This is a genomic window from Ensifer sp. (genome assembly GCF_031989085.1).
GTDB lineage: Bacteria > Pseudomonadota > Alphaproteobacteria > Rhizobiales > Rhizobiaceae > Ensifer.
The window spans coordinates 2,628,084-2,647,071 of record NZ_DALZXU010000001.1 but is presented as its reverse complement, the minus strand read 5'-3'; the positions used below and the strand labels follow the sequence as shown (position 1 = coordinate 2,647,071).

General features: G+C 60.6%; 22 protein-coding genes and 1 riboswitch. Of the genes, 11 read left to right on the top strand and 11 right to left on the bottom strand.

Translation table 11 applies throughout. The features are described 5' to 3' along the window. The first annotated feature begins 89 nt into the window (after positions 1–89). From RTP54_RS12895 to RTP54_RS12885, 3 genes are all read left to right on the top strand, one after another. The gene (locus tag RTP54_RS12895; protein WP_312363071.1) at positions 90–872 is read left to right on the top strand and encodes a hypothetical protein; all 783 of its coding nucleotides are present in this window, start codon (positions 90–92) and stop codon (positions 870–872) included. 122 nt (positions 873–994) lie between these two features. Continuing rightward, positions 995–3,184: an SEC-C metal-binding domain-containing protein gene (locus RTP54_RS12890; protein ID WP_312363070.1), complete on the top strand. Its 2,190-nt coding sequence runs from the start codon at positions 995–997 to the stop codon at positions 3,182–3,184. Between the two features lie 220 nt (positions 3,185–3,404). After that, a complete protein-coding gene (locus RTP54_RS12885) occupies positions 3,405–4,055 on the top strand; it encodes a hypothetical protein (protein WP_312363069.1) in 651 nt (216 codons plus the stop codon). Between the two features lie 158 nt (positions 4,056–4,213). Here the strand turns inward: RTP54_RS12885 and RTP54_RS12880 are convergent, their stop codons facing one another. Further along, positions 4,214–4,531: a hypothetical protein gene (locus tag RTP54_RS12880; RefSeq protein WP_312363067.1), complete on the bottom strand. Its 318-nt coding sequence runs from the start codon at positions 4,529–4,531 to the stop codon at positions 4,214–4,216. A gap of 757 nt (positions 4,532–5,288) precedes the next feature. Between RTP54_RS12880 and RTP54_RS12875 the strand changes: the two genes are divergently transcribed. Both RTP54_RS12875 and RTP54_RS12870 read left to right on the top strand, forming a co-directional pair. Further along, positions 5,289–5,618, top strand: coding sequence for a hypothetical protein (locus RTP54_RS12875; protein WP_312363065.1), 330 nt, complete (start codon positions 5,289–5,291; stop codon positions 5,616–5,618). Between the two features lie 182 nt (positions 5,619–5,800). Next, complete coding sequence (locus RTP54_RS12870) at positions 5,801–6,817, top strand: glycosyl hydrolase (RefSeq protein ID WP_312363064.1); 1,017 nt, start codon at positions 5,801–5,803, stop codon at positions 6,815–6,817. Between the two features lie 152 nt (positions 6,818–6,969). Here RTP54_RS12870 and RTP54_RS12865 read toward each other — a convergent pair whose 3' ends face one another. From RTP54_RS12865 to RTP54_RS12855, 3 genes are all read right to left on the bottom strand, one after another. Beyond that, positions 6,970–7,209, bottom strand: a complete 240-nt coding sequence (locus RTP54_RS12865; RefSeq protein WP_312363063.1) for a DUF982 domain-containing protein — start codon at positions 7,207–7,209, stop codon at positions 6,970–6,972. A 242-nt stretch (positions 7,210–7,451) separates the two neighbouring features. Then, positions 7,452–8,156, bottom strand: a complete 705-nt coding sequence (locus RTP54_RS12860) for a GntR family transcriptional regulator (protein WP_312363061.1) — start codon at positions 8,154–8,156, stop codon at positions 7,452–7,454. A gap of 117 nt (positions 8,157–8,273) precedes the next feature. After that, a complete protein-coding gene (locus RTP54_RS12855) occupies positions 8,274–9,068 on the bottom strand; it encodes a DUF1194 domain-containing protein (RefSeq protein WP_112810394.1) in 795 nt (264 codons plus the stop codon). Between the two features lie 160 nt (positions 9,069–9,228). On the opposite strand from RTP54_RS12855, the gene RTP54_RS12850 reads away from it, so the two are divergent. Both RTP54_RS12850 and RTP54_RS12845 read left to right on the top strand, forming a co-directional pair. Next, entirely contained in the window at positions 9,229–10,539 is a 1,311-nt protein-coding gene (locus RTP54_RS12850) for a glucoamylase family protein (protein ID WP_312363059.1), read from the top strand. Continuing rightward, positions 10,536–11,402, top strand: coding sequence for a (2Fe-2S)-binding protein (locus tag RTP54_RS12845; protein WP_312363058.1), 867 nt, complete (start codon positions 10,536–10,538; stop codon positions 11,400–11,402). Before RTP54_RS12850 ends, RTP54_RS12845 begins: the two co-directional genes overlap by 4 nt. A 73-nt stretch (positions 11,403–11,475) precedes the next feature. On the opposite strand, the gene RTP54_RS12840 is transcribed toward RTP54_RS12845, so the two are convergent. The 3 genes from RTP54_RS12840 to RTP54_RS12830 form a co-directional block, all read right to left on the bottom strand. Further along, positions 11,476–12,270, bottom strand: coding sequence for a CbtA family protein (locus tag RTP54_RS12840; protein ID WP_112833196.1), 795 nt, complete (start codon positions 12,268–12,270; stop codon positions 11,476–11,478). A 197-nt stretch (positions 12,271–12,467) separates the two neighbouring features. Continuing rightward, on the bottom strand, positions 12,468–12,644 hold the full coding sequence (locus RTP54_RS12835) for a CbtB-domain containing protein (protein ID WP_025427862.1): 177 nt from the start codon (positions 12,642–12,644) through the stop codon (positions 12,468–12,470). 42 nt (positions 12,645–12,686) lie between these two features. Continuing rightward, a riboswitch (cobalamin riboswitch) is annotated at positions 12,687–12,957 on the bottom strand. After that, complete coding sequence (locus RTP54_RS12830) at positions 12,957–13,646, bottom strand: TetR family transcriptional regulator (protein ID WP_409517125.1); 690 nt, start codon at positions 13,644–13,646, stop codon at positions 12,957–12,959. (Overlaps the previous riboswitch by 1 nt.) A gap of 106 nt (positions 13,647–13,752) precedes the next feature. Between RTP54_RS12830 and RTP54_RS12825 the strand changes: the two genes are divergently transcribed. Together RTP54_RS12825 and RTP54_RS12820 are read left to right on the top strand one after the other, a co-directional pair. Further along, positions 13,753–14,583, top strand: a complete 831-nt coding sequence (locus RTP54_RS12825) for an NAD(P)H-binding protein (protein WP_312363046.1) — start codon at positions 13,753–13,755, stop codon at positions 14,581–14,583. Next, the gene (locus RTP54_RS12820) at positions 14,580–15,059 is read left to right on the top strand and encodes an anthrone oxygenase family protein (protein ID WP_312363045.1); all 480 of its coding nucleotides are present in this window, start codon (positions 14,580–14,582) and stop codon (positions 15,057–15,059) included. Before RTP54_RS12825 ends, RTP54_RS12820 begins: the two co-directional genes overlap by 4 nt. 49 nt (positions 15,060–15,108) lie before the next feature. On the opposite strand, the gene RTP54_RS12815 is transcribed toward RTP54_RS12820, so the two are convergent. The 4 genes from RTP54_RS12815 to RTP54_RS12800 all read right to left on the bottom strand — a co-directional run bounded on the left by RTP54_RS12815 (position 15,109) and on the right by RTP54_RS12800 (position 17,814). Continuing rightward, the gene (locus tag RTP54_RS12815) at positions 15,109–15,906 is read right to left on the bottom strand and encodes an SDR family NAD(P)-dependent oxidoreductase (protein ID WP_112818057.1); all 798 of its coding nucleotides are present in this window, start codon (positions 15,904–15,906) and stop codon (positions 15,109–15,111) included. A 107-nt stretch (positions 15,907–16,013) separates the two neighbouring features. Beyond that, a complete protein-coding gene (locus RTP54_RS12810; RefSeq protein WP_312363043.1) occupies positions 16,014–16,574 on the bottom strand; it encodes an SRPBCC family protein in 561 nt (186 codons plus the stop codon). After that, positions 16,571–16,936 (bottom strand): ArsR/SmtB family transcription factor, encoded by a 366-nt coding sequence (locus tag RTP54_RS12805; protein WP_409517106.1) that lies wholly within the window; start codon positions 16,934–16,936, stop codon positions 16,571–16,573. Before RTP54_RS12805 ends, RTP54_RS12810 begins: the two co-directional genes overlap by 4 nt. Positions 16,937–16,998: 62 nt before the next feature. Further along, positions 16,999–17,814, bottom strand: coding sequence for a crotonase/enoyl-CoA hydratase family protein (locus tag RTP54_RS12800; protein ID WP_112810385.1), 816 nt, complete (start codon positions 17,812–17,814; stop codon positions 16,999–17,001). A 95-nt stretch (positions 17,815–17,909) separates the two neighbouring features. Here RTP54_RS12800 and RTP54_RS12795 point away from each other — a divergent pair, with 95 nt between their 5' ends. Further along, positions 17,910–18,491 (top strand): TetR/AcrR family transcriptional regulator, encoded by a 582-nt coding sequence (locus RTP54_RS12795; RefSeq protein ID WP_112810384.1) that lies wholly within the window; start codon positions 17,910–17,912, stop codon positions 18,489–18,491. Between the two features lie 116 nt (positions 18,492–18,607). Then, a complete protein-coding gene (locus RTP54_RS12790) occupies positions 18,608–18,958 on the top strand; it encodes a VOC family protein (protein ID WP_312363264.1) in 351 nt (116 codons plus the stop codon). The last annotated feature ends 30 nt before the right edge of the window (positions 18,959–18,988 follow it).

Genomic DNA, 18,988 nt, shown 5'->3' with positions numbered 1-18,988 from the left:
AACGACAACCCATACTGTCGCGAGGCGCTGTATGCAGATTACCGCGCACGGCCCCACTACAAAAGTTGTTGCGGAGTTAAAAAGCAAACATGATCACCAAGAGCACGATCGAAGAATTGCCTGAGAATCTGCGAAAGCCGTTAATGGAAATGCGGATAATTATTAATTCGTATCTCATGGGTCTTGGTTTCGTTCACATGGATACTTCCAGAGACCCATCCTACAACGACAATCATTTTCTGTCCTACCTAGTTCAGGACTTACTACAATCTGCAATATCTATTGTGACGTTGGGTGCCGAGGGATTGTTGAATGTCGCCAGGCGAGAAGTTCGATTTATCTTGGAGGCAACGATTAAGCTTTGCTACGTTCAGCAAAAAGAATATCAGCTCACGATAAGGGAAAAGATTGAGAAGTTTGACGCAGAACTAAAATCCCAGCGAATATCCATCAACCGAGAACTAAATCTCTTTCTTCTTCCAGAGGAAGAAAGATGGCCATTTATTGAAGAATGCGGCCGCATTTACGGACTAACGTCAAGTTACGTGCACCTGACACCCACGCAACTGAATGAGCGTATCGCGGCAACTGATGCCGGACGGACATCTGGAAAGGAAAGTCCAGAGGATATTGATGAACTGAACAAGCTCGTCGCCCGAGGTTTGGCGGCGTCTTTGGTGCTTTTGTTCCATAGCGTACCGCAATTCGTCGCGGGAGAGCTATTGGTTGACCGCGACGGCAATGGGCCAGATTGGTATTTTGCAGGGTCACGCTTTGTAGCTGCTGTGGATAGCGAATACGACTACAAGCATGAGCGGCAGGCTCGGCTGCAACAAATTCAAGAGTTAAGGCGATCTAAGATTTTCTTTTAGCTTCGGGCGAAGTAGCTCGGAGCGAAACGCGCGGCAAGAGGCGCAGATTTTTTGCGACTGATTGCCAATTCTTCCTGCTAGGTTGCATCATTTCATTGTGATTCTACTAACGGTTCTTGACCATGGAAAAAGACAAAATTACGCCAATAACCGCTAGAGGTGAGGCTGACATTTTCAACGACCTGCAAACACTTTGCACCTCTGCCGGCTATCTGCACGCAATCGCATATTTTTGCTGGCGCGATAATCTAATCCCATTTTCGGGTGAGCAGATAACTGAAGACGACCTCCAGCATCAGTACTCTCACGATCAACTGATCAGAACTGAAATTGCGACGCTTATTGGTCTGATGACAAAGGGGGAGGTGGACCCCCGCATGCCCTCACCCCAAATGCTTCAGAGTTACATCGATCGGTCAGAGGCGCTTTTGCATGAGATGCACATGAGCCTTCAAAAGAGCTGGATGGCGGCATTCAAGGAAATGGCGCGCAATCCAACAAAAGCAAAGCGAATTGACCCGTTCAGCACGGCGGAGGGCTTGCGGGAGCCTATCTTTTACGGCGGCGAGTCCGCCTACAATTTCCAATACGAGGAGTTGGCGCGGAAAAAATACCAGAACGATAACGACTGGTTAAAGCTCAACATGGGCTTCACGATTGACGAGGCGTGTATCATTGCTAACGCCCTTGGGAAATTGCAGTTGGAGAGAATCGCCGGCCTCCGAAAGACGCTGCTTTCTATTCATCCAGATCAATGGAGTTTCTTGCCCGGCTTCGTGTTCAGCCCTGAGGAGCTGGTCGAGCCAACAAAACTACCGCTTGAAACTGTTAAACTCGTTGTGTCAGCATTATGTCTAGATACATCTAAGAAAAATGTTTCATTTTCAAGCTTGAGTGACTTCAACGAAGCGAACGCTGCTCCAATTATATGTCTATCAGAAAATTCTTATGTCTTGTTTCAACAATACAGTCTGTTCGAAGCTCTGTATGAAGCACCATTTTACTGGATGGTTGCAGACAAAAAATATCGTTCGATAGCTTCAAAGAATCGTGGGGATTTCGCGGAGAAATTTTTAACGGATAGACTGTGCGGAGTATTCGGACACGAGAAGGTATTTGCGAACGTTGACATTTATAAAGGTAAAGACCGATTTGCTGAGGTTGACGTACTTGTGTTCTACGGAGACAGAGCGATCGTGGTTCAAGCCAAATCCAAACGGCTAACTATCGAAGCGCGAAAAGGAAACGACCTCCAATTAAAGGACGATTTCAAGAAGGCTATTCAAGACGCCTATGATCAGTCGCGCTTGTGCTGCACGGCCTTACTCGGCGAAGGTTATAGGTTTGTTCTAGCATCCGGAGAAGAGATAAAATTCTCCAATAAGCCAAAGAAAATATTTCCGCTGTGTGTGGTTTCTGATCATTATCCTGCACTGGCAGCGCAGGTGCGGCAATTCCTAGAAACTAAGAAAACGGATATCATCGAAAGCCCCATCATTACGGATGTATTTTTTGTTGATGTTTTGACAGAAATTTTGAGCACTCCGCTTAATCTCTTTAATTATTTGGAGCTTCGGTCAAAGTTCGATCAACAACTTCTTGTAACGCAAGAGTTGACGACTTTAGGTTATCACTTGAAGCACAATCTTTGGCTCGAAGATAAATACAGCATGGTGAACTTGGGGGATGATTTCACCAGTTCTCTGGACGTTGCTATGTCGGTACGTCGGCTTGGGGTCCCCGGACTTCGTACGCCCAAGGGAATTCTAACTCGCTTCAACGGCTCACCGATAGGCAAGCTTCTATCTGACATCGAGGCCAGCGCCACTCCGGAGCTCGTTGGTCTCGGTATGCTTTTCCTGCAGCTCAGTTCTGACACTGCTGACCATATTAACGTCGGGTTAAAGAAAATGGTCGCAGCCGCTGCTGCGGACGGCCAACCCCATGATTTTTCTGTCCCCGCAATACATGGCAAGTCTGGCTTCACTGTCCACGTAAATTCGCTTCCAGAGGCCGTAGCTCGCGAGCGGCTGTCCTCCCATTGCGGGATGAGAAAATACGACACCAAGGCGGATAGCTGGTACGGGCTATGGCTTTCGCCCGGAAGCGGCGAAATACTGGGTGCGCTGGCTATTGAGGGGAGGTGGAAAGGCGATCGCAATATGGATAGGGCATTAGCTGCATGGCCAAGGAAGCCGTTGATGCCAATCACGGCCCTTTCCGCTGGCGTGAGTAAGCGCAAGTTAGGGCGCAACGACCTTTGCTCGTGCGGGAGTGGAAAGAAGCATAAAAAATGTTGTTTGAACGCTTAATTGTTAGCGATGTTTCATCATGAACGTTGAGCCCGCTGTTGTTAGGATGGATGCTGCTTGGCGCGGTCAAAAGTTTGCTTGGAAGAAGACCGACACTTGGATGCCTCTGGTTCAGAGGTGGCTCTCTCCCCGATTCCGTAAAGATGGTTTGCATCGGCTACGCCCTGGAACCTTTCGCGAGGTTTGCTGGGATGATCCGGAATGGGGTGACATACTGGCAATGTCACTTCGCGGCGATTTTGACAGTCATGTCGATGAACTCGCGGATTCTATCGAAAACGGGACCCTGCGCACTTTCCATGGTTGCCGAACCGATGATGCTGGTCTCTACTTCCGCGAAGGGCTCCGCGTTCATGATCGCAGTACCCTAACCGCGAAGCTCCGTACGATTATCGAGGAAAACCCGGAACTCGACTTCATGCGGGATCGGATGGAGGCGGCAATTCAAGAGGTCAACAACGTCACGGATGAGGGGCGCTTATACGTAGTGGCTGATGACACAGCTCTCCTGAGGTTCGCCGCGCACTATCTTATATATGGAAGCGAGTGGATTGTAGCTGTGCTTGGTGAGCCGGGGCGACGGATACTAAGAAACGTTGGCGTTCCAACCTTGTTGGAGATTGATCTCCCTCTTTCCATGGCTGGTTCCGGCGTTCGCAGGGAGCTGGCTTCCAAGATGCTGAAAGAGTGGGCTCGATTTGCCTGTAATACGCCGGACTGGTCGGCTCCAATCGATTTCTCGATATGCCTTCGGTCGGACATTCCGGCGTCGTGCATTGTGGGTCACACCCACCCAATAGAGTTGCCCGATCCACTGCAAGGGAGAAGCCTCTATAGGCCGGATGCGACCACATGCGCATATTGTGGATAGCACTTTGCCGGGTATTTCCACTAATCGGAACCGATGTTGAAACCAGGTGCAAAACAAGAAATTTCAAAGTTCCAACATTTGGTCAAACATTGGCATTCAGTTTATTGATTTTAAATAATAAATTTTTTCCTCTTTTCCTCCCTCCGGGCCCACCAATGTCATTTTCTATGAACGGTTTCGTGAAGCGCATCCCCCGTATCCTTGGAGCGTTGGACCAAGATTCTTGCGTAGCAGGACATCAGGCCAATGAAGAGAAGAATGGCCGTTGGAGTGATGACATAGAAAAGCCAGGCCAAGGCTTCCACCGCGATGTCGCCGCTGGAGCGCGTAAACATAAGCGGCAACATGGCGTTTACGGCCATCACCAACGTGGCGGTCCAGAAGCACACGCCGCGCCATTTGAAGTGGATCAGCCAGGGCATGACAATGGGCACCCAGCCGAGCGCGATCACGACCCCGATCTGGAACTCAAGCATTTGGTCAATCCCATTCCGTTGGCGCATGCTGGAAATGATCGCTCGAGGCGCCGCTGTTGACGTGGACATGCAGGCCACGCCTCGACCAAAAAAATGCCCGCACGTGGCGGGCAGTTTTGGAGTGGGCGCATACGCTCAAACATGTTGCGCCTGGCAGCCAAGGTGCGGCACGAAGGTCAACACTGTGTAAACGGCGGGCGGCCAGAAATGAGGGGGACTTTGGTCGGAGCGAGTGGCGGCTAGCTTTTTGCGCTCGCAAATCAGCCACCCGCAGAGGAACGTTTGTTCCCTATTGACAGCGCGGCTGCGTGCATAGCTGCGATGGCGAAGGTTTCGGCCCGTCCGGTAACGGAGGGTGGAAGGGCAGATATCGCTGCCAGGTTCAGTTTGGCGCGCGCAGGTTCTGGCGATCCAACCTCATGATTTTATGGGATTTCCTCGTCTTTGGTCTGCTTCGGAAGGCGCTTTCGAGGCCGGTTGTGGGGCATGGCCCCGGGGTTGGCGGCGAAGGTGGAAGACGGATCACGTGCGCGAAAAAGCGGCGCTCCGAAAGAAACTCTTAATTTTAGCTGTCAATAATAAGAAGTTGGGGTTGAACGTCGCGGCCGTTTCCCGCTACTGCATTTCTCCACGGGGACTGTCCCATTTTGGGATTGCAGCCACTCAAAAGGCGTATGGGTTCTTGCGCACGTGAACCGGCGCGCGGGCGCTTTCGGAAAATTTCCAGGCGGCGAGCCGCTCGTTCGAAAGGATGCTTATGGGAAGCCTAACCGCGCCAAGCGGCGCCTGCCGCACCACCGTTTCGGGTTTCAAGTTTCTCGTCGCTCCCGCTTTTCTCGGTCTTCTGCTTGTTACGGCCGGCTGTTCGTCGGCGGGCATGGCGGAAAGCCCCTTGTTTGCTTCTGCCGGCCCGAAGGGCGCTGCTGTAAAGGCAGGCAAGGTGATCCAGGTCGCGGACGGCGACGATATCGTCGAGCCGCTACCGGCCAGAAAGCGCGTCACCGCCTATATCGGTCGCGCGCCCTATATCTGCTCGCCGAGCGGCTTTGGCCACACGTCGCGCTGCTTCCTCAGAAGTTCGCTCTAGAGCCATTCCCACAATTGGGTGATGCGCTCTGCAGGCTTCGCCCTCATACCGTGCCGTCAGCGTGTTTCCTCCCTGGGTTTGAATGATGGAAACACGCCCATCTAGCAGACATGCCTCTCCTCCGGAAAAGAGCCGATCGGCCCGTTCCGGCCCATGTTTCAGATCCTCCGTCGGAGACAACCTTGTCGATTGCGATGTTCAGATCGGTGGTTCTGGCCGGCCTCGTGGCGCTTTCGCCCGCGATCGCCTGCACGCGTGCCGCGGCTGCCGATCTCGGCAATACGGTCGATCGCGTGCTGACGACCGCCTCGATCGGCACGGCGGGCAAGGCTGCTGGCGAAAGGCAGGTCGCGATCGGCGTTTACGATCCGCACGACGCGGTGGCAAACAGCGACGCGCTGACGATCGAGCACGTCTTCGTCTATTGGCAGGCGCTCGACACGGCGATGCTGAAGCGCAAGATCGCCATTGCCGAGGCGCAAGGCCGGGCGCTGATGATCTCCGTCGAGCCCTATACCCATGCGAGCGACTGGCGGGCGGGCGGCGAGCGGCTGTTTGCCGATATCGGCCGCGGCCGCTTCGACCGCGAGATCCGCGACATCTGCAAGCGCGCCGGTGCTGTGGCCGCACCTGTCTACATGCGCTGGGGCCACGAGATGGAGGACGCCGATGGGCGTTACCCCTGGGCGCGGCGCGACACGGACGGATACAAGAAGGCGTTTCGCTATTTCGTCGAAAGCTGCCGGGAGCTTGCGCCCGACGTGTGCTTCGTCTGGTCACCCAAGGGCCATCGCAACCTGAGCGGCTACTATCCCGGCGACGACGTGGTCGATGCCATCGGCATTCCCGTCTGGGGCCTGCAGAAGATGGATCTGGATTATTGGGGCCGCGAACGCAGCTTTGGCGAGACGCTCGGTGAAAAATACCGACGGGTCGAAGGCTTCGGCAAGCCGGTGATGGTGGCCGAACTCGGGGTTTCCGGCTCTTCCGAATACAGGCGTGCCTGGTATGCCGAGATCTTCGATCGCAGCACCTATCGCGATCGGTTCCCGCTGCTGACGGCAGTGGTGTTCTTCAACGGCAGGGAGCCTTATGCGTGGCCGCTCGGCTATGGTTCGCCAGATTGGCGGCTGGACAAGGCCACGCTTGCGGCGCTGGTTGCCGGCAGGGGCGAAGCCACCGGCCGGCCGACGCAGTAGCGACGGGGGGTTCTCCCGGTCGTCTATATACGATGCAGCCGATGGGCGGCGCCAGGCTTTGCCCGTCGCGACATGGACCGTTGCTCGTGGGACGCTACGATGGACGCACCGGCCCTGCAGCCGGTGCGTAAGGTTTGGAAGACTGGATATTTTCAGGCGAGCAGAAGGCCTGATTCACGGGCAGCCGCGGTGAAGCAGTGGCTGGCCCTGCTGACGCTGGTCAGCCCGTCGAGCGCATCCAGGCAGCGCTGAAGGGCGGCGCGATACTCCCGTCCCCGTCTGCCGGGCCAATGCCGCAGCAGCTCAAGCGCCTCCCAGACCGTGCGAACGACGGTCTGTCGCTTGGACGACAGTTTCAGGTGGATCGGTGTTGCGAAGGTTTTCTCGCTCATCTTGCATTCCTTTTTCATGGTCTTTTGAGCGGGAGGGCAACGCGGGGGATCGCCGATGGTTCCCCTGGGCGCTGCAGTTTTTTAACCATGGCGATGGCGAGTTGGCCTGATCGGAAATCGATGACCAGGCGAGAAGCCAGCAATCGCAGGCATTTCCAGATCTTGCACAGGAGATCGCGGCGGGGACATCTTTCTCGGAAAATTTTCCAGTCCGGCCGCTTCGGAAGTGCGATCGGCGGCTTTCAGACGTCGAGCGCGGCCCTGAGGTCGGTCGGCTTGCGCTCCCGAAGATCGAGGTCGGCCTCGATGTGGTCGATATGGCGGATCATCAGCGATGAAGCCGTGTCGACGTCGCCCTTTTCGATGGCGGTCAGAATGTCGTCGTGTTCGCTATGGCCGCAGCTCGAGACGGTGGATTGTCCGTAAAGTGCGATGACGAGCGAGGAGCGCGCGATGAGCTCGTCCATGAAGCGCCTGAGGATGGCGTTGCCGGTGAGGTCGGCGAGCGCCAGGTGGAAATCACCGGATGCCTTGATCTCGGCGCGGCGGGCCGAGCGGCCGCGCTGTGCAGTCAGGTGCTCTTCGGTGGCAAGGAGCTTGCGCAAGGCTGCGATTTCGCCGGGGCCGATGCGCGCTGCAGCGGCGCTGAGCAGGCCGGGCTCGATCAGCCGGCGGGTGGCAAAGATCTGGCGGGCTTCCTGAGGCGAGGGGTGGGCGACGAAGGCGCCGCGGTTCTTCTCGACAGTCACCAGCCCCTCATAGGCGAGCGCCTGCAGGGCGGCACGCACCAGCGTGCGGCTGACCTTGAAGAGGTCGCCGACATCGCTTTCAGACAGCTTGGTTCCCGGCGCAAGCCGCCTCTCGACGATCGCGTCGCGCAGCCTGTCACGGATCTGCTGGCTATCGGTGGTGGCATCGGCTGGCGCCGCAGGGGAGGTGGGAGGCATGAATGAAATCGATCCGCGAATGAGTTCGGCATCTTATCGCCGCGCGAAGCGAAGGGAAACGACAATCTGGCATGGTGGCGCGCATGGCGGTGGATCGTGCCGCCGCGCCGTCGCCGTCTACTTGTCGAGTTCGGGATAGACGCGATCGAGGAAGCCGGGGCGCAGCTTTTCTCCGATCAGACAGTCGGGTGCCGGCGCGGCATCGACGAGGCGCACGCGCGGTGGCGGCGGCAGGCCGCTCACTTCGAGGATCAGCTTCTGGCGGATGGCGACGGCAAAGTCCTCCGGCTCGTGCACCGGCAGCACGAAGGAGCCGGGACCGCCCACGACACATTCGGCATAATACTGGTCGAGCGGTCCGGTCGAAACCGACGGCCGGATCAGGATAGCGAGGCCATTGATGATGATGCCGCGGGCAATGGCGATGTCGCGGGCAGGGGTGACCGGCGGGCCGATATTGTTGGGTCCGTCGCCGGAAACATCGATGACGCGGCGCATGCCGGAGAAGGCGTTGGAATCGATCAGCGCCGTGCCGTAGGTGATGGCATTGGAAATGGAGGTGCCGCGCCTGGTGCCAACAGGGCGCGCTTCGATCATCGCGGCAAAGGCTTCGGCTTCAGCGGCATTGGAGATGACCCGCCAGGCGACGACGGAGGATTCGTTGACCGTGCCCGCCCATTCGAAATAGCCAAGCGCGATGCGGCCATAGCGCCCGCCCGTCACCGCGTCGAGGAAATCGGCATGGCGCAGCGCTTCGACATAGCCGGATCGCTGGACGCGCGCCTCGTCCAGATCCATCGATCCGGACATGTCGACGGCCAGCACCAGCTCGACATCGACATCGGTCGCAGCGCCTGCCGTCTGGGCCGGGCTACCGGTGAGGGAAAGGATAAACGCCAGCATGCTCAACATAGCTTCAACCCGTCATTGCGAGCCGCGTCATTCCACGAAATGTAACACAGGATTGGCTTTCGGCGACTGCCTGGGGCCGACCGGCCTTCAATAAAAGGTGATATCGACATCGGCATCGGGCTCAAGCTACTGTGCAGATTAGTCCACATGAGCCGGGTATATGCTTCAACAGACGCGGAATACCGAATGTTTTCAGGTCGATAGGCTGCAGTCTGCCGCCTTTGGCTATTTTCTCAGATACAGCGACCCGGATACGGGGCTGGTGGCCGATACGTCGCTTGCCGACGCGCCATCGAGTATAGCGGCGACCGGTTTCGGGCTTTCCTGCTATCCTGTCGGCGTCGAGCGCGGCTGGATCTCCCGCAAAGACGCGGCCGGAAGAGTGCTGACCGCGTTGCGGTTTTTCGCCAATAGCCGGCAGGGGCGCGATCCGCTCGCGACCGGCTATCGCGGCTTCTACTATCATTTTCTCCACATGAAGACCGGCGAACGGGTGTGGCAGTGCGAGCTTTCCACCATCGACACGGCGCTGCTGATGGCGGGCGTCCTGACCGCTGCCGCCTATTTTTCCGGCGAGGACGCGGCCGAGACGGAAATTCGCACGTTGTCGGAAGCGCTCTATTCCCGTGTCGACTGGCATTGGGCACTTGGCCGCGGCGAGACGTTGACGATGGGCTGGCGGCCGCCTGGGCGATTTTTGAAGTATCGCTGGCAGGGCTATAGCGAGGCGCTGCTGCTCTATGTGCTGGCGCTCGGCGCGCCGCATCATGCGATCAGGCCCGAACATTACCGCGCCTTTACCGCCGCCTATGATTGGACCACCGTGGATGCCATGCCGCATCTGCCAGCCGCGCCGCTGTTCATTCATCTGTTTCCGCAGGCCTGGCTCGACCTTCGCGGCCTTCGCGACCAGCCGATGCGCGAGAAGGCGACGGATTACTTCGACAACAGCTGCCGGGCGATTTCATTGCAGCGCCGCTACGCCGAGGACAATCCGGGCGGCTATGCCGGATACGGGCGCGACATCTGGGGCCTCAGTGCCTGCGACGGGCCGACCGGCAAGCTGCGGCTCGTCGACGGGCGCTGGCAGCAGATGCTCGGCTATGCCGCGCGCGGCGCGCCCGGCGGGCCTGACGACGGCACATTGGCGCCGTGGGCGGCTGTTGCTTCACTGCCCTTCGATGCGGACGGGTCGCGGACGGCCTTGGCCGCGCTCGAGAGCCGCTATCCGGATATCCTGTGTGAAGGACGCTTTCCCGGCGGGTTCAATCCGAGCCTGCCGGGCGTAGGGCCTGAGGGCTGGGTCGACGACCGCGTGGTCGGGCTTGACCAGGGGCTCGTCGTGATGATGATCGAGAATGCCAGAAACGGCTTCGTCTGGGGCCTGATGCGCGATATCCTGGCCATCCGGCGCGGCTTGCAGCGGGCGGATTTTCGCGGCGGCTGGCTCGATAGCACGGAGATGGCATGAGTTTCGGCCACGAGCGTCAGGACGATCGCTTACAGAGCGACCGGACGGAACAAGGCGTGCGGCAGCGTGCGCTTGCCGCCATCGCGCGCCTGCAGCCCTGCTTTCCCGAGGTGGGGTTTTCGCTCGACGAAGGCGGCGACGAGGCGCTCTCCCCGGCCCAGTTCTGGGCAGAAGGCGGTGCCGGGATCGATGTGGCGCTTGCCTATCAGGATTGTTTTGCCACCGGCATGGACGACAAGGTCCGTGCCGCGCATCTGATCGCCTTCTATGGCAACCAGCTCGCGCTGGCGCTCGCTTGCCTTTATCTTGGGGCGGACATCGTGCCCGAGCTGCGTGGTCTTGGCTTTTACGATGTCTCCCGATGTCATAGCGAACGCACCGTGGCGGCCAAGCGGTTTCATTTCCATCTGGCCTTGTCCAGACGCTCGCCGCGGCAGCGTGCGGATGCGGACGTCTTCGGCGAGGCCTTCGCAGCGCAACTTGCGCCGGTGATTGCCTCGCTGAAACGCCGCACGGGGCTATCCTCCGGCGCGCAGTGGCGGCTTGCGGCGGATTCGCTCGCAGGTGCTTTCCTCGAGGTTGGGCGGACGCTCGGCGACGAGGCGAATGCGATTTCGAAGGCGCTGGCGATCGTCAAGCGGCAAGGCACGCCGCTTTATTCCGACAAGCTGACTTACGAGGCCATCGCGATCGGCGAGGGGCAAGGCCAACCGCCGTTGTCGCGGATCTATCGCCTGCGTGGCGGCTGCTGTCTCTATTACCGAACCGAAGGCGGCAGCTTCTGCGACAGCTGCGTGCTGCTTTCGCCGGGGGAGCGCCGGGAACGCCTGCAGGCGCATCTTCTGGCATCGCGGGCCGTCTGAAGCGACGCGAACGAAAAAGTCCCCGGTCTCCGTCGGATACCGGGGGCTCCTGTCTGCTGCCATGCCGGCCCGCTTATGCCTTGGCGAAGCGGTCGTTGATGAAGCCCGAGACGACGCCGAGCACGATCCAGAAGGCAAGCGTGGTTGCGAGCGCCGCCACGGCGAACTCGGCGCCGAGCACGGCAGGCACGTTGCTGGAAATGTCCGACGGCTGCGGCGCGCCATAGACGTGAGGCGCTGCGATCAGCACCAGGCCCACGACCTTGGCGACGATCTCCTGGCGCAGGACCACGAGATAGAGGCCGACGGCCGAAAGCGCCACAGTCGCCAACCACCAGGTCTGGCGGTCGCCGAGCTCGGCGGCCGGAAAGCCCGGCAGTTCCGGTGGCAGGCCGATGGCCGGCAGCATGTGCACGGCCAGCCAGCCGCAGGCGCCCCAGAGTGCGCCGTTCCTGAGGGTGATCGGGTAGCCGATGACGAGGCTGACGCCCGCAAGCAGCAGCGCGAAGCCGGAACCGGTCACCAGATTGGCGATCAGCGTGCCGGAAAAGCGGCTCATGCCGAACATGATGCCGCCTTCCTCGTGTTCGCCCTCATGGGCATAGGCCGGCGTGATGGGCGACAGCGCATCAAGCAGGGCACCAATCGGAGATTTAGCCTTCAGCGACGAGTGCTGGTCGTGGTTGGTTGCGGCGGGGTCTGCCGTTCCCGGCTGGACGGCCGGCTGTTCGCCGGCTGCTGGCGCCTCGCCTTCAAATTCTTCCGCGTGCAGGATCAGCGGTACGACCCGCAACTCCTGGGCGCCGGTCATGAAGACACCGGCAATCAATCCAGCCACGATCGCGGCCAGAAGCGTTCTGACAATCATTTTCGATATCCCTCGCTATCGGCGCGCCGCGCATCCGGCAGGCGGCGCCGTGTCCCATTGGCAATTCCGTGAGCGGCTCGATCCGGCAGATCAATCGTCTGCATCAGACGCGAGCAAACGCGTCCGGCCGTAAGCCGGAAGCGTTTCTGTCCGCTGCTATGTCGATGCGGAACGCAGGCAGCGTCCCTCACCATCGCTTAGTGGCAGGGGAAGCCGTAGGAGTGGCGGGTGTCGTGCGCGGTGTCGTGCAGCACGGCCGAATTCGCCAGGCCTGCGCCGAAGACGAGGAAGCCGCCAATGAGAAGCGCGATGATACCCGCGGTCAGACGATCGCTGAGGGAGAGCGGAATGCTCGAAACTGTAGACGTAGCCATGACAACCTCCGTGATGGCATCGGGATGTTTCCCGGTTTGGGCCCTATGCCCGCATCGACTGGCAGGTTTCCTGGCTCAGGACGTCGGGTGAGATCACCCTGGATTTGCCTCGCCTTCCCAGAGCCAAGGTCCGCCCTCTCGCGGTCTCGTCTCCAGTGGCTTCTTCCGGATCGCTCCGGAACGGCGCATTCACGTCGCTCTACAGTCGCGGGGTCGGCCGTGATTTGAATGCCCAGCATGGGTCCATCCGTCACGTTCCCGTTTACTCCCGAAACGCGTTCGCGTTGCGGGAACCAATCGATCCCATGATGATTAGGATTGCGCCCCGGAGATGTCAATTGAACTTGCGCCGCCGCCCGGTCCATCCGCGACAAGATCCCTGACAATCATGCGTTTATAGGCCTCGACGATCTGGTCGCCCTCAGCCCGTTCGACGGAGACCGCAAGACGCATGGTGCAATCGCCGAGATGCATGATCAGAAAGGCGGCGCTGTCGATCGTCGCGCGCGGCGTGTCGGGCGCAAACCGGGCCCAGACGTCGGCAAGAAGCTTGCCGCCGGCACGGCTCTGCTGCAGGTCGATCTCCCTCAGCGCCTTGTCGGCCTGCATCGCCGACCAGATGTCGCGCATCACCGGTTCGGCGAGGAACATGTCGTAGTAGATGTCGAATAGTCCGGAGAAGACCTCGCGCAACTCGGCCATCGAGGTGACCCTGGCGAGCTCGGATCCGATGCACTCGTTGCACACGGCATTGTAGCGCTCGGCCAGCGTGCGCACGATCGCCGCCTTGTCGGGGAAGTACTGGTAGAGCGAGCCGATCGAGATGCCAGCCTTTTCAGCGACTTCGCTCATGCGCATCGCGTCGCTGCCCTTCTCCTGGATGAGCGCCGTCGCGCAGGCAAGGATCTGCTCGACACGCTCGCGGCTGCGCTTCTGGCTCGGTGTGCGGCGCAGCGCCGGTTCGTCGTCGGCGGGGATCGCGGCCGGGCTTGTCTCTGGCATCATGAGTAATGCTCACATTTTGTCTTGACTCCTAAAATACGAGGATTTATCACATTTGCAAATGTGAGAGATGCTCATGTTTGTAGATCAACCTCAGGAGGAAGCGATGACGGACAAACTCACACTGGTTCTGGGCGGCACCGGCAAGACGGGGCGGCGCGTGGCAGCCCGCCTTCAGGAACGGGGCATCGCGGTGCGCATCGGCGCCCGTTCGACATCGCCTTACTTCGATTGGACGGACGAGGCGACCTGGGCGGCGGCCCTGGAAAATGTCGACCGCGTCTATGTCTGCTTCCAGCCCGACCTCGCATCGCCGGGAGCGGTTGACACCATGCGCCGGTTTTCCGCGCTTGCGGTTCACGCTGGTATCAAGCGGCTGGTGCTTCTGTCGGGCCGCGGCGAGGACGAGGCGGAAGCCGCCGAGCGCGCGCTGCAGGCCTCCGGCGCCGACTGGACGATCATCCGCGCAAGCTGGTTCTTCGAGAACTTCAGCGAAGGTTTCCTTGCCGACGGCATCGTGGGCGGTTCGGTCTTCCTGCCGACGGATGCGGTCACCGAACCCTTCATCAGTTGCGACGACATTGCCGATGTCGCGGTTGCGGCACTTCTGGACGATGGCCATGTCGGCAAGGTCTATTCGCTGACCGGGCCGCGGTTGATGACTTTTGCCGATGCGGTGGGCGAGATCGCGGCTGCCGCCAATCGCCGGATCAGCTATCAGTCCGTTCCGGTCGACGATTTTGCCGCGCAGCTGAAGGCGGACGGCGTGCCGGATGACTATGTCGCGCTGATCCGTTATCTCTTCACGTCGGTGCTCGACGGACGCAATTCGCACCTGACGTCCGATGTCGAACACGTGCTTGGGCGCAGGCCGCGCGATTTCGCCGACTATGCCCGGGAGACCGCCGCAACAGATGTCTGGAGTCTTGCCGCATGATCCCGCTGATCCCCGCTTTGGCGTTTGCCGCCGCGATCGGCTCCGGCCTGATGGCCGGGCTGTTCTTCATCTTCTCGGTTTGCATCATGCAGGCGCTGGGGCGGCTGCCGGCGGAGCAGGGGATCGCCGCGATGAATGCGATCAACGTCGTGATCCAGAATCCGCTTTTTCTCAGCGTCTTCATGGGCACGGCGCTCTTGGCACTCGCCCTCGTGGTCGTCGCCTTCTTCTCGGGCGGCAATGGCAGCCTGCTTTTGGCGGCGGGCGGCATTATCTATGTCGCCGGCGTGCTGATCGTCACCATCGTGTTCAACGTGCCGATGAACGACGCGCTGGTCGCGACGACGCCTGGCCAGGCCGCCGCCGAATTCTGGCAGCAGCGCTACCTGACCGACTGGGTCTGGTGGAACCATGTGCGCACCGTGTCCTCGATCGCGGCATTGGCGCTGTTCGTCCTTGGGTTTGCACGCGCCTGAAACAGGACGACCGGCGTACCTTCCAGAGGTGCGCCGGTCGTCGTTGCCGTCAGTCGACAAGGGAACCGCAGGTGAGGTTGGCGATCGCGCCGGTCATGGCGCCCGCCCGGTCCGAGGCGATGAACGCCGCATAGTCGGCGACCTCGTCGAGCCTCGGGAAGCGCCCGAGCAGCGTGCCGGTCTTTGCCCGGCCCTCGATCATCTCCTCCACGGTCGTCTCGAAACGGTCGGCAAAGCCCTGGAACACGGCCCGGGCGTGTGAGACCGGCAGCGCCTCGGGAATGGCGTCCGGACGCAGGCAGACGACACGGATGCCATGGCTGCCCACTTCACCGGCGAGAATGCGCGAAAACGTCTCGATTGCACCGCAGGTGGTGCCGTAGCCAAGGAAGCCCGAGCCCGACATGCGCGAGCCGGGCGTCGACACCGTCAGGATGACGCCGCTGCCGTTTTTTTCCATATGCGTAGCGGCCGCCTTGGCGGTGATGAAATTGGCGCGGGTGTAGGCGGCGATCGGTCGTTCGAACTGCTCCAGCGTCAGCGCCGACAGGGGTGGGCCCTGGACATGGGCAAAGCCGACGGCCGTCAGCACCACATCGACCCGGCCGGCGCGATCGACGACCGATTGCACATGCCGCTCGACGGCTGCCTGATCGAGCACGTCGGTAACGTCGAATTCCGCTTTTCCACCCGCGGCGCGAATTGCTTCGGCCGAGCGTCTTAAGGTTTCAGCCGTTCGCCCGGCCAGAAAGACACGGGCGCCTTCGCGCGCAAAGGCACGCGCCGCGGCGCCGCCGATCGCGCCGCTGCCGCCATAAATGATCGCCACCTTATCCTGAAGCAACATGGAAACCTCCCTTGATCCGTTGTTGGTGCGTGGGCATGCGGCATGGTTTCCCGGAGCGACACCGATCCGGGCGGAAAACCATGAAGTACGTCTGATGCGTCGGGTTGCTAGCGCGCAGTCATCCGCTGCGCGTATGCCTGCTCCAGCCTTGTATGCTTCTCCCAGAAGCCGCTTGACGGGCGGCCGGAGACGACATTGGCAAGAATGTCGAGATGGGTATGCCAGCCGGCGGCGACGCTCGCCATCATCTCCGGCGCCGCGATGCGCGCATGGGTGACGACCAGCAGCACCTCGGCGCCCCTTGCTTTCAACTCGAAACGAACCTGCGACGGCGTCGGCGTGCCTTCGCCCCACGTGTAGGCCAAAAGGTGTGGGGGCTCACAGGCGATGATGTGGCCATGGATCCGGCTTTCGCCGGCCAGAGCGGCATATTTTGGCGGCGGTTCGCCGCAGTCGCTGCCCAGTTCCTCGTGGCGAAAGATATGTTCGACGCCGGCGCCCGTCGCATCACCGATGATCCCCGACGCCATCCATTGCCTGCGCTTGTCTTCCTGCGTCAGGTAGGCCCAGATGCGCTCGATCGGCCCCGGCAGCAGGCGCTCGATGCGCGCCGTATCCGGCGCGACGATCCGGGCAAGGCCGTCGCCGGTGCCGGCTGGTGCAGTCATCGCTTCATCTCCGTTTCCCGGGGCTGGGTATCCACGCCCTTTGCCGCATCCTCGGCCAGGAGCAGTGCCTCCAGCACGTCGATGCGCCCGCGCCAGAAGGCTTCGTAGTGACGCATCCATTCCATGCCGGCATGCATCGGCTCGGCGTCGAGCCGGCAGACATGCGCGCGGCCGCGCACCTCGCGGCGCACGAGGCCTGCGCCTTCGAGCACCTTGATGTGTTTCGAGGCGGCGGCAAGCGAAATGGAGAAGGGGGCGGCAAGCTCGCCCACCAGCCTTTCGCCTGCTGACAGATCCTGCAGCATCGCCCTCCGCGTCGGGTCGGAGAGCGCATGGAAAACGGCGTCGAGCCTATCGTTCATATATTCAACCATGTTGTTGAATATCGCCGATGCCCTTGGGATTGTCAACCGATTGGTTGAATTTAGTAGTAGCGCGAGAATGGGCGGTCACGCGGCGGGTCGTCGTGGATGCGCCGTCCCTTCCAGGCGGCAAGCGCATCGGAAAGGTCGTCGGTCGGCACCATCTGCGCGAACTGCTCGCTTTCCACCAGCAGCCCCTCTGAGATCGACATGTTGAGGCCGCGGGTGACGGCGGTGATGATCGAGCGGACGGCAAGGGGGGAATGGCCCATGATGCGTCTGGCAAGGTCGCGGGCGACGGGCATCAGTTCCTCATGGGCCACCACGTGGTTGACGAGGCCCATGTCCCGGGCGCGGTCCGGCGAGAAATCCTCGCCCGTCAACAGAAGTTCGAGCGCGCGCTTGCGGCCGGCAAGCCGCGGCAGGCGCTGGGTGCCGCCGAAGGTCGGCGGCATGCCAAGCCTGATTTCGGGCTTGGCAAAGCGGGAGCGCTCGCTGGCGATGGCCAGGTGTACGGCCTCGGTGATTTCGCAGCCGCCGCCATAGGCGATGCCGTTGACGGCGGCGATGACCGGCTTCGGAAAGGCTTCCAGCCGCGCCGTGAGCCTCTGGCCGCGACGGACGAAATCGCGCACGGCCGGATTTACGCCCTTGGCCACACTCTCGGAAAATTCGTGGATATCGCCGCCGGCGGAAAAGGCGCGCTCGCCCGCGCCGGTGATGATGACCGCGCCGACCGCGTCGTTGACCTCGATGGCGTCGAGCAGGGCCATCAGCCTGTCGATCAGCGCGTAGTTGAGCGCATTCAGCTTCCCGGGCCGGTTCAGGGTCAGAAGCGCTATCCCTTCGGAAATCTGCAGCAATACGGTATCGGACATGGTGTTCTCCTGTCGTCGCATCGAGCGAGCCATTGACGAGGGCAGGCTAGGTGAGGGAAGATCGCATGTATATTCACTAGTCGGTATACATCGAGATGGCGAAACCAGAGCGCACCACCCGGGAAGGCATCGTCGATGCCGCATCCAAACTGTTTTACGCCGAGGGTATCCGCGCCGTCAGCGTCGATGCCGTGGCTGAGGCTGCGGGGGTGACCAAGCGCACGCTCTACTACCATTTCGACAGCAAGGACGACCTGATCGCCGCCTATCTCGAGGGCCGTGACCAGCCCAATCTTTCGCTCTTCCGCAAGTGGTTCGAGGCGGCCGACGGCGATCTCGCCGCAAAGGTCGAGGCGATCTTCGTCAATCTCGCCCGTGTCGCCCGGCATCCGAAATGGAAGGGATGCGGCTTTCTGCGGACCACGGCGGAGCTTGCCAACATGCCCGGCCATCCGGCAATCCGCATCGGCGCTGCCCACAAGAAGAAGTTCGAAACCTGGCTGGCGCAGGTGTTTTGCGATGCGGGCATTGATGATGCCGGTGAACTGGCGCGGCAGATGCTGCTCTTGCTCGACGGCAGTTTTGCCGTCGTGCTCCTGCACCGGGATGCGAGCTACATGGAAAGCGCGGGCAAGGCGGCAGCGGCGCTCGTTCGTGGGGCGACCGCCACCTCTTGAGCGGCATCCGGCCGGGTCGCCAGTTCGGATGGCGTCAGGCCGGCATCGAGATGGCGGGGCTTGGCAAACCGGCGCGCGCGAGACAGATTGCGCCGCACGAAAACCGGGAGGACAGCATGGCAGTCAAACGCATCGTGTCCAATTTGTACGCGGCCGATCCGCAGGCCGCGCACGCCTTCTATGCCGACCTGCTCGGGCTTGAGCTGGTGATGGATCATGGCTGGATCCTGACCTTTGCGGCCAAGGGGCAGGCGGCGATGCCGCAGGTGGGCGTGGCAAGCGAAGGTGGCAACGGTACGCCGGTGCCGGTGTTGTCGGTCGAGGTCGACGACGCCGATGCTGTTTATGCCGTGGCCCGCCAAAAGGGCGCTGAGATCGTCTATGACATCACTGACGAGCCCTGGGGTGTCAGGCGCTTCTATCTGCGCGATCCGTTCGGCAACGTGATCAACATCCTGTCTCATTGACGAGATCGAAGGCGAAGTGCCGGCCGGCGA